This is a genomic window from Anaerovorax odorimutans (assembly GCF_024459955.1).
GTDB classification, from domain to species: Bacteria; Bacillota; Clostridia; order Peptostreptococcales; family Anaerovoracaceae; genus Hominibacterium; species Hominibacterium odorimutans_A.
In genome coordinates, this window is the sequence record NZ_JANFXK010000035.1 from 1 (window position 1) to 14,468 (window position 14,468).

Below are 14,468 nucleotides of genomic sequence, written 5' to 3' on the forward strand. Positions count from 1 at the left end.
CGCCGTAAGGTGATGTTCATTGAAACTTGCTGCGACATGGCTTGCAAGTTATAATGAATATACCATTGGAATACGGCTTTGCCGCAGGGTAATATTTATTGAAAGATGTGGGTTGCGGTAACTTTTCGAAAAAAGCAGCGCAAAGTTACGCAAAGTTGTGGGGTTGCGGGGGTTCGGAACCGTTAAAAGTAAAAATTTGTGTTGCCAGGCGTTTCGGGGGCCGCGGGATCGTTGAAAAACGCGTAACTTTTCGAAAAAATCGGGATAAGTTACCAAGGCCGCTTTTGGGCGAAAAATGCAAGGCCCATAGAAAGGGCTGTCAAAAGGCAAATCGCTATTTTTGTCAACATGCAGCGAAAAGATAAGTTCTTGTTGAGGTTTTTTCAAGGATACAGAGCCGGATAGCACAAAATTTCGATGAAAACGCGGCTTTGAACAGGAACAGAGGCCGCAAGCCTTGGAAATGCCTCAACAACCGAGGCGAAATGAGCTCGCTGTTGAACAATTTACACAAAGCTGTGTTTTCATGGGGTACGCGGCTTTCAAAATTGAAAATTTCCGTAATCTGCGGCCAAGGTGCTTTTTAGGGACCAATGGTCGCGGGATTTACGGACAAAGTCGGGGTTTGGTCGCAAACTCAGCAGCTTGCTCGACTTTCATCGCGTTTATTTATTGGAGGAGTTCATGTATTTTAGCATACTTTTAGCCTTTGCCCTGGCGACACTGGCAATTTCTTTCATATACTTCTATATGTTCTCCCGAAGGCAGGAGCGGTTTATGAAGTTCTGGGGATTTTCCTGGGTTGCGTATTCCTTCAGCCTTCTATGCTTAATCATCTTTATCAACACGGGCAGCGATTTTTTGCTGGAGATCCGTAAAGTGATTGATATGTTCAATATCCTCTTTCTGCTGTTCGGCGTGTTTGCTTTCATGCACGTAGTTATACCGACTTATTGGTACCGCTTTTCGCTCTATATGATTTTGTTGGCCGGAATCTGTATGATCTACCGGCTCGATCTGCTGTCCTATTATCTGCCGATCAGCGCCTTTCAGATCGCTACGGCTCTGGTCATCTGCTACAACGTGGCCCGTTATTGGAGCGTGGCCCGCGTCGAAAAATATGTAGCGACCATTGTGTTTTTCATGTGGGGCGTGACAAAAGCGCTGCTTTCTGTCATGGAGCTCTATTATACGCCCATTTTCAACCTGTATATGACTGAGATTATGCTGTCCAATATTCTGAATTTCTGTATATTGACCATATACGTCCAATATACCCGGCAGGAGGCCGGACTGACGGAGCATCTCTATCAGACAGTAGTGGAAAATGCCCTGGACGCCATCTTCTACTACCGCCTGACGCCCTACCATGCCTTTGCCTATGTGACGCCTTCCGTGGAAACCATCACCGGCTACAGTCCCAAACGGTTTTATGAATCGCCGCGGCTTTACGTTCATCTGGTAAAGGAAAAGTATCTGGATGCGGTCGAAGATATTTTTAACGGGAAAATACAGCACGATGAAGGACAGGTTGTCGAGATTGTCCGAAAAAACGGAGAAACCTTCTGGGGCGAAATTAAAGCTACCATTATCACCGGAACAGGGAAAAAGCCGATTGCCGTGGAAGGGATTCTGCGCGACATCACGGTCATGAAATCCGCCCAGCTGCAGCAGATTCAGGCCAAGCAGTCCCGCGATCTTCTGCTTTCCTATATTTCCCATGAACTGAGAACACCTGTCACTTCCATCGCCGGCTACCTGACCGCCCTGGATGAAGGGGTCATCAAAGAGGATCAGGAGGTCAGGGAGGCTATGGAAATCATCACCTCAAAGACCATGCTTCTGAAAAAGCTCATTGATGATCTGGACCAGCTTTCCAAACTGGAGACGCACCAATTTTCCTTCGAATTTATGACCTGCACGATTACAGAACTGGTCGATCACCTGCTGTCGGAACATTTCTTTCAGATTCGTGAATCGGGGCTTCCCACCACTGTCAAATACGACAGAAAAAACCTGGAAGGCTATTGGCTGGTAGCAGATGAGGCCAGGATCAGTCAGGTGTTCTCCAACCTGCTGAGCAATGCGATCAAATATTCGGATACGGATTCCTCTCTGCTCATCGTTTTCCAGGTGGATGATGAGGATTCCTTTGTCACCTCAGTAACCAATACCGGCAAAGGAATTTCTCCAAAAGATCTGCCCTACGTCTTTGATCGTTTTTACAGGGCCAACCCGGTGGCGCCGGAAGAAAAAAGTCCGGGAAGGGGGCTGGGTCTGACAATCTCCAAAGAGATTATCAAATCCCATGGAGGCACTATTTTTGCAGAAAGCATCGAGGGAGAAAGCACCACTTTTACGTTTACAATTCCGCTGTATAAGGAGGTTTCAAATGACAAGGGAAAAGATTCTGGTAGTAGATGACGAAAAACCGATTAACAAACTGGTCTGTTCTTATTTAGTAAAGGAGCAGTTCACTGCTTTTTCCGCCTACGATGGCAGGCAGGCGCTGGAAATATTAAAAAAAGAAAATCCGGATCTGATTATTCTGGATATCATGCTGCCGGATACGGAAGGGCCTGCTCTGTGCCTGGATATCCGCCGGATCAGCAATGCTCCCATCATCTTTCTCAGCTGCAAGACGCAGGAAATCGACAAGATCATTGCCCTTTCCGCCGGCGGCGACGATTATATGACAAAGCCTTTCATGCCGGGAGAACTGGTAGCCAGGGTCAAAGCGCATCTGCGCAGGCAGAACACCCTCAGCGCCCAGATTTCACAGCCTCCTGACAGCAGCATCTATGAATTTGAAGGACTCACGGTAGATCTGGATACCCACGAAATCTTCGTGGAGGGCGAGCCGGTCAGCGTCACCACAAAGGAATTTGAAATACTCAGGCTTTTGCTGGAAAATCCCCGCAAGGTGTTCTCCGCCCAACAGATTTTTGAGGCCATCTGGAAGACGACCTGTATGGAAAACGATGCGAAAACCGTCATGGTCTATATCAGCACGCTGCGAAAAAAACTGGAGAGCCATCCCGACAACCCCAAGTACATTATCAGCGTCCGGGGAGTGGGATATAAGTTTAATCAGTCACTTTAAGCGATTCCTCTTCAAGAAAGCCTGCTTCCCCCATCTGGTGCGCCAGGCATAGAAAAACACGCAGACCATATAGGCCCAGCAGCAGATGGCGTAGCCATAAAGAAAAGGCATACCCAAAAGGAAAGGGTATACCCGGTTTTTTACAAACAGGATCCCTGGAAATTCGATTGCGCAGAATCCAAGAATCAATAATGTCCATATGAGGATGGCTCTTTTTCTGATGCCGTCCTTTTTTTCCCGCCTGTCATTGCTCATCTTCCTATCACCTTTACAGTACCAAAGCGGTTGCCAGAAGCATATAGGTTACAACAGACACCATATCTGTCAGCGAAGAGATCATAGGGGTCGCCATCAGAGCAGGGTCAATGCCGATTCTTTTCGCTACCATAGGCAGAACGCTGCCGATGATCTTTGCCGCGATAACAATCAGCAGCATAGAGCCGCAGACCGTTGTGGCAATCATAGGTCCATAGCCCCACCCTCCGGGTCCGGGCCCGGTTCCCGCGCCGCCTGGTTCCAGCCAGCAGATGCGGATAAAGTTAAGTGTGGAAAGAACGATTCCAATGATTAAACTCACCCGGAACTCTTTCCAGATGACTCTCCCGATGTCGGAGAAATCAATATCATCCAGTGCCAGACTTCGAATAATCAGTGTGGCTGACTGAGACCCCGAGTTGCCCCCGGTTCCCATCAGCATCGGCATATAGGCCACCAGACAGATGACCTGGGACAGCGTCGCTTCAAAGCTGCCGATGATGCCTCCCGTTATGATATAGGAACACATGAGTATGAACAGCCAGGGCAGACGGTTGCGCACATGGCGCAGCACGCTCATATCCAGATATTCCGTATCCGAATCATCCATTACGCCGGCCATACGCTCGATGTCCTCTGTAGTTTCCTCTTCAATTACATCCAAAATATCGTCTACTGTGATGATCCCCACCAGCCGATGTTCTTTATCCACCACTGGTATCGCCAGGAAACCGTATTTCTTAAAAGCTTCCGAAACCTCTTCCTGGTCGTCGTACACATTTACATAAACATAGTCGGTACCCATCAGTTCGGAGATTTTCACATCCTCGTCATTGATGACCAGGGAACGCAGCGAAACGATGCCTTCCAGTTTACGGCCCTTCTCCTTAACATAACAGGTATAAACCGTCTCACTATCCATACCTTCTTTTTTGATATAGGCCAGCGCCTCACCAACGGTCATGTTGTCCTGCAGGCTGATGTAATCAGGCGTCATCAAACTGCCGGCGCTGTTCTCCGGATAATTGAGAAACGTATTAATCAGCTTCCGCTCTTCTTTCGGAGTCTTTTCCAGGATCTTATCCACCAGATTCGCCGGAAGCTCTTCCAGAACGTCGATTTTATCGTCAAAGTCCAATTCTTTTATGATGTAGCTGATTTCCCGGTCCGTGATTCCGTGGATAATCTCCACCTGATCCTCGGAAGGCAGATAGGAAAACACCTCGACAGCAACATCTTTTGGGAGCATACGAAAGACAATGATCGTCGATTCCACATCCAGCTTTTCCAGCACTTCCTCCAGAATCTCTGCGATGTCCACTTCATTATTTTTCAAAAGTTCATCTCTGGCCCTGATATACTGTTTATTTTCAATGCTTTCCAGGATCTCTTCTATGACTAGGTCAAAATCTTTTTCATTGTCCATAGGCGTTCCTCCTTTCTCCAAGAAATAGCGGCTTCATTCTACCATAAGATGCGAGCTATGTCGAGCATCTTTCAACTATTTTGTACCGCTCGCCAAGGCCGGTTCAATCGGGGAAAGCAGTGTGATTTACGGTCTGCGGTAACTTTTCGAAAAAATCATGCAAAGTTGTGGGTTTGCGGAGGCTCGAAACCGGTAGAAATGAAAATTTGTGCCGCAGGTCGTTTTGGAGACCGCAGAATCGTTGAAAAATGCGTAACCTTTGAAAAAAATCGGGATTAGTTACCGGAGCTGCGCTTTTTGAAAAAAACATGGTTCAGGAAACACTGCCCAAAAGGCAAGCTATCTGCCGCTGCCCGTGCCGAGGTTTTTCAAAATGTTCTGGGCAAAGGCTTCCGCCCGCGCCTCGATCCCTTCGGATTGCAGGATTGTTTTCGGATCATTGGCCGTTTCCAGCAGGGAAAAATGCCCCGGCAGACGGAAGGTTTTATTCATATTCAGGGCGCTGATCATCTGCTGGGCCACAATATCGCCTCCGCTGTATCCGGAAACAACGATTCCGAAGAGACTTTTATCGTAAAACTTGTGGTTCATGACCAGTGCTGTCAGACGATTGATAAAAGCAGCGATATTGGCTCCCACCGCATCATTGTAATTCGGGCATACCAGCACCAGCGCGTCAGCCTCCAGAATCCCCGGATAAACTTCTTCCACAATGGGACCTCCGTAAAAGCATTTTTCTTCTTCCGCAAAATGCTTGCAGGTTTCATAAGGGCATCCCTGACAATCGAGGACCTTTCCGTTGCGCAGAGAGATCTCTTTGATATCACAGCTGTTCAGATGCTGCTTCACCAGCTCCCAAAGGCTCAGGCTGTTGGATGTTTTGCGGTCGCTGGCGTGAATCATCAGTATCTTGGGACGCTCCTTTTTCATTTCTGTAAATTCCAGAATATTAAAGACCAGCTGCCGGCCGGCAACGATATATGCTCCCAGATTATCCATGTGGAGATTCTGGGCCCGGATATTGAAATTTTTCAAAGACCTGGTTCCTTCCACAAGGGGCCTCCCGGGAAAGGCGCAGCCGGAACGGTTGGCGCTGAATACAAATTCTCTGGAAATGGATTTGGTAAACAACTCGCTGTTTCCGTCTACAATCACGCCTCCTACACTGCCTTCAAAACAGTCCCGGCGCAGGCGGATCTGTTTGAGCATGTTATAATACTCCAGATTGATCCCCGATTCGCCCAGAGAAATGGAAAATAAAATCTTTTTATTGCGCAGATCCGTATTTTCGAACTCTTCTGCCGTTACGATCTCATCGTAGCCATACCCCTTCAAGCTGGCGTCCAGTATGGACTGCAGCCTTTCCGCCTTCTTTGTATCACTGCACAGCGGATTTACTAATACAAACTGTCCCACAAAAATCCCTCCTCACTTATTCTCTGCAATGGCATTTTAAAGCAATTCCCTCAAACGCTCATATGCATATTCGATGCGTGAAAACAGTTCCTCCGGAAGGGGAAGATTTTCAACTTCGATCCCATAAGGAGTCCTCCTGTTTTTCACCCCCAGAAACGCGCCCCGGCCGCCTCTGCCAAAATAGACCGAGCTGTAGTTCCACTGCCCGCTGAGCGTCGCCAAAAGGGAAATTGCTCCCGATGACAGGGCCGGTGCGATAAACGGCTTGAAGCCCAGTTCCCGGGTTTTCATATTGGACTCCGCCGCCAGCCTGGTGAGTTCTTTGGAAATGCCGTCGTCATAGTTTTCCAGACTGTTGGCGATAACCAAATCTTCACCGTGGGGGCCGAAAGCTCTTCCTTCCGTCAGAAAAGAAGCAAAGCGCTCATCCCTGCGGGCAAAATACAAGGCCCTCGCATTCATGACTCCCAGGCCGTAACCCTGCACCTGCTCTCTCCTGAGCCCTGCGCTGTATGCGGCTTTGCAGAGCGGATCCACCGGATCGGAAACAACGACAAAAATACCTTCAAAGCCGCTTTCTGCCGCCTGCCGCGCAAAATGCTCCGAAAGCTGCGCATTGGCTGAAAGCTGGGCCATGCGCACATCCCGCACGTCGCCGCCCACAGGCGGCACCCCCTTTGATGCGCAGAAGACCATCATATCGCAGTCGAAAAGCTGCTGCTGGCTGATAATCTCCACTTCGGGAAGGCGGCTGTGATCCAGCGGCTGATCGATCTGGTTGATCTCCATCTCAAAGCGTGCGGTCACCTTCGGGTCCAGATCACAGATGCCGATAGATTCAATCCCCTCAGCTCCCAGCAGGCGAAGCCCGATCAGCAGCATGCTGCCCACATCCCCCAGGGCCAGCAGGTTAACCCTCTTTTTTCCCTTTATGGGGAAAGGGTTCTTCTTCGGTTTTATAAAAAAGCTTTCCTGCTTTATATTGATAATCGCAGGTTCTTCGAACAAATCGCTTAATCGCTTCATAATATTACACTCTCCAGTCTGATTAGTTTCTCGATTCCATTGAGCAGATACCCCGACGGCGCCAGGTTCATATCGTAGTTCATGCAGCTTCCCAGATCCGGCACTCTCGGCGAAATGACCGCTTCCGAAAGCCTCTGCAGAGTCAGCTTCCGCTCAAAGACATTCTGATAGGCCTCTTCCAGCGCCAGAAAAATCTTTCTGGCGTTTTCCAGACATACCATAGAAAACTGATAAACCGCTTCCCTGGAAGCATCCGACAGGAAGGTGGGCGCTCCGTAGGGCAGAATCAGATTGATGGAGGCCTGCAGGCTGGAATCGGTTTCGTAATCCCTTTTAACGCCGTCTCCACCGATAAACGGATAGAGACTGGATTCTACGAACCAGCTTTTCAGATTGGGAATAAAGTAAGCGCTGTCGACTTTCCTTCCCTGAATCGTCATCAGATCCTTTCCTCTGCCCGACAAAAGGCCTACCACCAGTTTGCTGACTTCCACCCGATTTTCTTTCAGCACCGGGTCCAGCTCCTTCATCCGATAGCCCTTGTGCAGCAGGTCGTCCACCAGGATTACCGGCCTGTCAAAGGATTTAATGGTCTTCACCTGACTGTCAATGGGAGAATAGTAAGGATATTCTTCAATGCTGAAATCCTTTAGATCCGGGTCGAACCGCTTCTCCGTGTGAATCGTCTTCGTCACTGTATTGGGCACCGCCATACCCCGGAGAATCTTTCCAAAAGGCACGCACATATACGGCCCCAGATTCCGGACCTTCGTCGGTTCGGAAGGAACTCCGTTATCCGCTGTTATCATATTGATGATCTTATGATGCATGACGCCGGAATTGAAGGACAGCACCAGATTGCCCGGATAAAGCCTGGTGAGTGCCAGCTGCAGGTCAATATGCGCCTGCTCCATAACCTCCAGAATCCTTTCATCTTTATCGAAAGGATCCTTCAGCACCGTATCCATGTTTTGGAACACCGAAAGCGGGCTCTTCATGTCCACCTCATATATACCGGTCTCCCAGCCGCCGATGACGATCTCTTGGAAGCCCTGCCGTTTTAAAACAGCGCCAATCGTGTCATTCTTATCCTCTCCCACTACAGGATGATAGACCGCGTAGGTCACATCCTCCCGCAGCGCCTGGGAAAGAGTCTCCGTCAGGATCATCTGGACGATGTCCCGTATTGCTGTGTCACGGGAGAAATAGATGCCGCCGATGACCATAATCCTTCCGGTGGCTTTCTCCCGCAGATAGGCAGCGATTTCCGCGCTTTTGAATTCTTCGTACAGCCGTGCGGTGGTAATCTCCTTCACTGCGGCCAGAGCGCGGACCCGATCGTTTTTTCCACCGTCACGGATGGCCACGGTCCTGACTTCCCCACGGTTCAGGTAGTCTTTCAGCATATGGAAATTATGGCCCCGCGCCTTGATTTCAGACTCCAGATCGCTGAGAATACCGCTGCCTCTGTGTTTCATCGGCTCAAAGCGGATCATCTTGGTCTGAAGGATGTTTTTATACTGCGGTTCTCTCAGATAGAGGCTGTTGTCGTAAATATAATTCTGGGCCACCGGGTCGATCAGGTTGGAAATATCCCGGTTATAGTCGATATTTTCGCGGATCCTGGTGGAACTGATGTCCTCCAGATGCACCGGCAGAGTCAGCTCGACCACCTTTCCCGAAATCGACCGATAAGCTTCGGTCAGATCATCCCGTTTTTCCTCCCCTTCTTCCGCGCTCTCTCTGCGGAAAACTACATGGTTGAAGGTATGAATGGAATTTTCCGAAGGAGGCAATTTGTAAGATGAAGCGTTAATGACCACGTCGCTGCCTACAACAATATAAATTTCTTTATCAGGCATCATCATCCGCAGTTTTTCCAGGTCCCTGGGATTGGCGATGTTGATGGGCACATCATCGGGAAAGATATAGACATTTCCCTCATCGGCCACAGACATGGTGATGATCTTTCGGCGGATCATCCTTGGCTGGGTCTTTTTCGACCAGGAAAACTCATCCAAAGCCAGATAAACCTCGAATCCCAGATCCCGTATGGAAGTGACGATTCCCTTGTGACTGAGGGAGAAAGGATCAAAGGTGCCAGGAAAAAAGGCGACTTTTTCTCTCTCCTCAGGGCTAAAGCTTCCGTATTTCAGGATGTATTCGGAGATGAACCGGTATATATGGTTCAGCGCCGCCGCATTGGTAAAGAAGGTCAGCTCGTTTTCCTTCTGATCGATGACCAGCGTCAGCATCTTCTTGCTGATTCGCTGAAAAATATTATGTTTTCGTTCCAGATCCAGCATAGGACTTCCGAATATGTGCTGCCCTATGACCATGAAAGCTTCCTGGCTGACGACCTCGTTGTAATTGGCCAGCCCCCGCAGGAGCATGCCCAGCAGCACCTGCTTTCTCCTGTTGTATTCTTCCTCCGACTGCTGAAATCGGTTTCGGTATTCAGGAAAGCGTTTGATGATCTCTCCCACCGTATCCAGGGTGACGGAAGCCACCTTCTCGTTGGTGTTTTCCAGGAGCTTGCGAAAGTCTCCCAAAAGCTCGTCCAGTTCGTTGGGGTGCAGGTAAAGCGCCAGTGCTCCCAGATACTGGGGGATGTACTTGGAAAACTGGTATTCTCCGATTTCCAGCCCCTTCGTCAGCTCGATGACCAGCTCATTCCTCTGATCCAGGGGAAGCAAACGGATCACTTCCTGCAGACCCTGACCGGCGATATGGCGCACGGTGACTCTTTCGCTTACCTTAATCAGGTTGGAAAGATGGGTAGCCACATGAAGGACCTCGCTGACCTTGCCTTTTTTCACCTCGTCCAGCAGGAATTCAATGTTGACTTCTTTAATGACCCACGGCGTATCCACCTTCAGGTTTTCCAGAAATATGTCGGACGCCGCATCCTCGCTCATATGCAGGAGCTCTTCATACGCCCCCATTTTATCGTCCGCAATATGCAGATTTTCCTTAATTCTATATTTCAGGTAAGCGGTGCTCAGAGGTTCTCTGCCACTCCCCATATTTTCCATGATGGCCTCTGCCTGCTCCCTGGTCCGCCGGTCCTTTTCCGTCTCTGTAATGTATTTGGTGCATCTGAGAGACGCGATCTTGATTTCCTGAGATTTGCGGAAGGATGCCTGGTGAACGAATTTCAGCAGTTCCTCCTTCTCCTCTTTGCCGCACATGTCCAAAGGAATGTTAAGCATGGAATCCAGGAGAACAAACACTGCCGAGTCATCAATATATACATTCTGAAAAAACTCCAAAAAGACCGCAAGGTAGGCTCTGCGTTCTTCGGTTCCGCAGCTGTCCAGAGCGGAACGCAGTACGATTTTCAACGTATAGCCGATCCACCTTTTGTGCTGATCCGTAACCTTATGATCGGGAAATATGATTTTTCCCAGATAGGATCGAAAGACGCGCAGACTATCGGTTTCACTGCGGCTGCGCTTTACGCCCTCCGGCAATTCCTTGCGGTATTCTTCATCGTAGTTGGCAATCAGCTCTCCCATCAGGAACGCGGCCTGCCTTCGTATGTCGCCCTCCCTGTGGGCCAGCAGGTCGTAAAGGAAGTGCAGCGTCATCATCTTCTGTTTCTGCGTCATGTAGGTGGAATACTCGTCTAAAATATCAATATATGCTCTCAGGTTCTTCCATTGCTTTTCACTGCGAGCCGCCTCTATAAGGTTGCCGAAAGCCGCTTCATTATTGAATTTGTTCATCAGGCTGATGTTGTGTTCAATCGCCAGATATTTCAGCTGATCGATTACTTCCGCAGGGGACAGCAGCGCTGAATCTTTGTGTTCGGGTACGCTGAGCTGAGCACAGTTCAGATCCGTGCTCACGCCCCTGCTTATCATGTATTCTTCAAAGTCCTTTAACTTGGCATATACCCGTCTGTAGCGCTCTGTCTTGGCCTCATCCACATTGTCCAGCTTGCCTAAAATTACATCGAACGCATCCCTGAGGCTGTAAAAATGAACAACCTCCGTGCCGTCTTCCGCCCTGCTGCTCTTAACCCGAAAGTCCGCATAGATCAGGATCAGAGACTCAACCGACAGGTTTTCCAGTTCCAGATCCCAGGTGGAATGATTGCTGGCAATATGGGCAATCAGCGGCATACCGTTTCTCTTTAAAAACTCATCCGTATAGTAGTAGTGCAGATAGGGAATCCTCTTTGCCTCGGCCCCTTTGCATCCATATTTTCCAATATCGTGGCCCGCCGCCGCGCCAGATACCAGCGCCAGATCCACAGGCGCGCCGACTTTGACCAGCTGCTTCGCCACATGAAGGGCCACATAATGCACTCCGCAGATGTGGCCTACTGTATTATATGGGGTAATTTCTTTGGCAATACGCATGAATTCCAGAAGGTAATGGGTTCGGCAGTAACCCAGGAAATTCAGGTATTCCGCCCTGGCTGGACAGTCCTCCACCTCCTCAGGCTCAAGGAGCTCCATATTCATGAGCGGAGAAAAGCCATATTTGTCTCTCCTGTAAGAAAAAACGGTTTTCAGCACCTCCAGATAAAAAAGTTTTCCCGCCGAATAAGCCTCTTTTTTTCTATTTTGAGAATAATTATCCGGGAATAATTCCGCTATCGTATCTTCGTATATATATAAGAGCCATCCTTCGCCAGGCCTGGGGCTCAGCTCCGCCATCGTTTCCGCAGCTTGTTCAAGCACGCCGCCGCAGCTGATATTCTCGTCCTCTTGTATCTGTGAAGCCCGCTTTTTCCAATCGTTTTGCACAAGAAGATCGTTCATTGCTTTCTTTGAAATTTTTAACCTTTTGAGAAACCTTTTTTCCGTAAGATTCTTCTCTAATTTTTTATATAACTGCAGCGCTGTCTTGTTCGCCAAACTCTCCACCTCCCATATACGTTTATTATGCTATTTTTCTGTGTTATTTACAAGTTTTTCTTGCCTTTCTCACAATCGAGACGCGCTTTCTCACTTGTGAATCTTCTTGCTCATTTTTCAGAAAATTTAAACTTTACCTCTAAGTGATTGAATTATATTGACTACAATTTACCAAAGTGCTATATTTGAAGAAGTTAAAAGCTTTATATTTATTGCGAGAATATAGAGAATTAAGAGAAAAAAGAGGAGAAAATCAAATGTCAAATTATGTTGAAAGAGTTATTGAACTTTGTAAGCAGAACAACCCTGGCGAAGTAGAATTTCACCAGACAGTAGAAGAGGTATTGACTTCATTAGCACCAGTTTGCGACAAGCATCCTGAATATGAAGCTGCTTCTCTTCTTGAAAGATTAGTAGAGCCTGAAAGAGGAATCACTTTCAGAGTTGTTTGGGTTGACGATGCTGGTAAAGTACAGGTTAACAAAGGTTATAGATACCAGTTCAACAGTGCAATCGGACCTTACAAAGGTGGTTTAAGATTCGCTCCAAACGTATACCCTGGAATCATCAAGTTCTTAGGATTTGAACAGATTTTCAAGAACAGCCTGACTGGTCTGCCTATCGGCGGCGGCAAAGGTGGTTCAGACTTCGATCCTAACGGAAAATCAGATGCGGAAGTAATGAGATTCTGCCAGGCGTTCATGACTGAATTATATAGACACATCGGACCTAACACTGACGTTCCTGCAGGAGACCTCGGCGTTGGCGCTAGAGAAATTGGTTACCTCTTCGGACAGTACAAGAGAATCGTTGACAGATACGAAGGCGTTCTCACTGGTAAAGGAATCCCTTACGGCGGACTTCTCGGAAGATCCGAAGCTACTGGATTCGGTATCGTATGGTATGCTGAAGAAATGCTGAAAGCCAACGGCGAAGACATGAAGGGCAAGAACGTTGTTATTTCTGGATTTGGTAACGTAGCATGGGGTGCTGCTTGGAAACTGCAGCAGTTAGGCGCTAACCTGCTTGCATTCTCCGGTCCGGACGGATACATCTACGACCCAGATGGAATCAACACTGATGAAAAAATCGCTTACATGCTCGAGCTGAGAGGATCCGGTAAGAATATCTGCGCACCTTACGCAGAAAAATTCCCGAACGCTAAGTTCACTGCAGGCAAAAAGCCTTGGGGCGTTTGTCAGGACTTCGACGTTAAAGTTGATCTGTTCATTCCATGTGCAATGCAGAATGACGTACGTATGGAAGATGCTGAGAAGATCGTTGAATCAGGCTGCAAATTCTATTGCGAAGGCGCTAACATGCCTACAACAAACGACGCTCTCGTTTATCTGATGGACAAGATGACTGCTGTAGGACCTGCTAAGGCTGCTAACGCTGGCGGCGTTGCTTGCTCATGTATCGAAATGGGACAGAATGCAGGACACACTGTATTCCAGCACGAAGATGTTTATGAACAGCTGCACCAGATCATGACGAACATCTACAACGCTTGTGCTAACGCTGGAGAAACTTACTATGGCAACAAGAACGCTCTGGTACAGGGTGCTAACATTGCTGGTTTCGAAAGAGTTGCTGAAGCTATGATGGCTCAGGGTCTCTGCTAAGGATAACCTACATAAAATTAGATTACTATTTTAAAGGAGCTTTCGCTTCAGATGAAAAATCTGGAGCGGGCTCCTTTTTTATAAAATTGGAATTAGGTATCCATGATCCCGCCATTTTCACTTTTTTATGCCCTCACGGAGTTCCAAAAATACCAATTGCTGTTTTATGTTCCAGACGGCGCTTAGGAACTGTTATGCAGACATACCTTTCCTAAATTGTGCAAAAAACCCGAACAACTCAGAATGGTTTTGGAATCGAAAGCGCAAACTTATTTATATGAATATTAAAATGAGAGCAAAATGATGGTTTTAAGAGCTTAAACAGACTTGCTTTATATTCTAGTTTGCCGCAAAAGGTATCATATGGAACACAAACCGCATGTTTCAATCAACCGGCCCCATCCTCTCCGCCACTTTGGCGCTTTTTGCTCTAACCCATCCTGAAAGCGGACGAAAAATGTGGGTTTGAAGGCGATGCCGTCTCGTTTTCCAGGAATTCTTATCCGAAATCTACTGGCAAAGCTGGAGAACGTTGAAAAAAGATCCGCTTTTCGCATATTCTCATACAGAAAGCGCCGGATTTGCTTTAACAAATTACAGGAACAAAGTTAACTTCTCCAATTCTTTTTATCGATAGACTGGTTGCTATTTCCTACATAATAAAAAACTCACCTTCGGTGAATTATTCGCGCACAGCGCTCATTTTCATATTGTAGATTTTTTTGAAATATAGGAAATGCCACGCATTC

Annotated in this window: 8 protein-coding genes; 3 read left to right on the forward strand and 5 right to left on the reverse strand. The window is 47.9% G+C overall.

Annotated elements, in window-relative coordinates; genetic code table 11:
* Positions 1 to 684 precede the first annotated feature (684 nt).
* Both NE619_RS17335 and NE619_RS17340 read left to right on the forward strand, forming a co-directional pair.
* A complete protein-coding gene (locus NE619_RS17335) occupies positions 685 to 2,424 on the forward strand; it encodes a sensor histidine kinase (protein ID WP_256133738.1) in 1,740 nt (579 codons plus the stop codon).
* Positions 2,393 to 3,103 carry a response regulator transcription factor gene (locus NE619_RS17340; RefSeq protein WP_256133740.1) on the forward strand — a complete coding sequence of 237 codons (711 nt, stop codon included), beginning with the start codon at positions 2,393 to 2,395 and terminating at the stop codon, positions 3,101 to 3,103. The genes NE619_RS17335 and NE619_RS17340 overlap by 32 nt, the downstream gene beginning before the upstream one ends.
* Here the strand turns inward: NE619_RS17340 and NE619_RS17345 are convergent.
* The 5 genes from NE619_RS17345 to NE619_RS17365 all read right to left on the reverse strand — a co-directional run bounded on the left by NE619_RS17345 (position 3,087) and on the right by NE619_RS17365 (position 12,094).
* On the reverse strand, positions 3,087 to 3,302 hold the full coding sequence (locus tag NE619_RS17345; RefSeq protein WP_256133742.1) for a hypothetical protein: 216 nt from the start codon (positions 3,300 to 3,302) through the stop codon (positions 3,087 to 3,089). The genes NE619_RS17340 and NE619_RS17345 overlap by 17 nt on opposite strands.
* 69 nt (positions 3,303 to 3,371) lie before the next feature.
* On the reverse strand, positions 3,372 to 4,784 hold the full coding sequence (gene mgtE, locus NE619_RS17350; RefSeq protein ID WP_256133743.1) for a magnesium transporter: 1,413 nt from the start codon (positions 4,782 to 4,784) through the stop codon (positions 3,372 to 3,374).
* 339 nt (positions 4,785 to 5,123) lie between these two features.
* On the reverse strand, positions 5,124 to 6,200 hold the full coding sequence (locus tag NE619_RS17355; protein WP_256133745.1) for a flavodoxin family protein: 1,077 nt from the start codon (positions 6,198 to 6,200) through the stop codon (positions 5,124 to 5,126).
* Positions 6,201 to 6,236: 36 nt separating this feature from the next.
* Positions 6,237 to 7,226 carry a lactate/malate family dehydrogenase gene (locus NE619_RS17360; RefSeq protein ID WP_256133746.1) on the reverse strand — a complete coding sequence of 330 codons (990 nt, stop codon included), beginning with the start codon at positions 7,224 to 7,226 and terminating at the stop codon, positions 6,237 to 6,239.
* A complete protein-coding gene (locus NE619_RS17365; RefSeq protein WP_256133747.1) occupies positions 7,223 to 12,094 on the reverse strand; it encodes a nicotinate-nicotinamide nucleotide adenylyltransferase in 4,872 nt (1,623 codons plus the stop codon). The genes NE619_RS17360 and NE619_RS17365 overlap by 4 nt, the downstream gene beginning before the upstream one ends.
* A 257-nt stretch (positions 12,095 to 12,351) precedes the next feature.
* Here NE619_RS17365 and gdhA point away from each other — a divergent pair, with 257 nt between their 5' ends.
* On the forward strand, positions 12,352 to 13,719 hold the full coding sequence (gene gdhA / locus NE619_RS17370; RefSeq protein ID WP_256133749.1) for an NADP-specific glutamate dehydrogenase: 1,368 nt from the start codon (positions 12,352 to 12,354) through the stop codon (positions 13,717 to 13,719).
* The last annotated feature ends 749 nt before the right edge of the window (positions 13,720 to 14,468 follow it).

Bases quoted from the DNA above. Each gene is read 5' to 3' on its own strand.
- mgtE (WP_256133743.1), bottom strand. From the start codon at position 4,784: ATGGACAATGAAAAAGATTTTGACCTAGTCATAGAAGAGATCCTGGAA.
- NE619_RS17335 (WP_256133738.1), top strand. From the start codon at position 685: ATGTATTTTAGCATACTTTTAGCCTTTGCCCTGGCGACACTGGCAATT.
- gdhA (WP_256133749.1), top strand. From the start codon at position 12,352: ATGTCAAATTATGTTGAAAGAGTTATTGAACTTTGTAAGCAGAACAAC.
- NE619_RS17360 (WP_256133746.1), bottom strand. From the start codon at position 7,226: ATGAAGCGATTAAGCGATTTGTTCGAAGAACCTGCGATTATCAATATA.
- NE619_RS17345 (WP_256133742.1), bottom strand. From the start codon at position 3,302: ATGGACATTATTGATTCTTGGATTCTGCGCAATCGAATTTCCAGGGAT.
- NE619_RS17340 (WP_256133740.1), top strand. From the start codon at position 2,393: ATGACAAGGGAAAAGATTCTGGTAGTAGATGACGAAAAACCGATTAAC.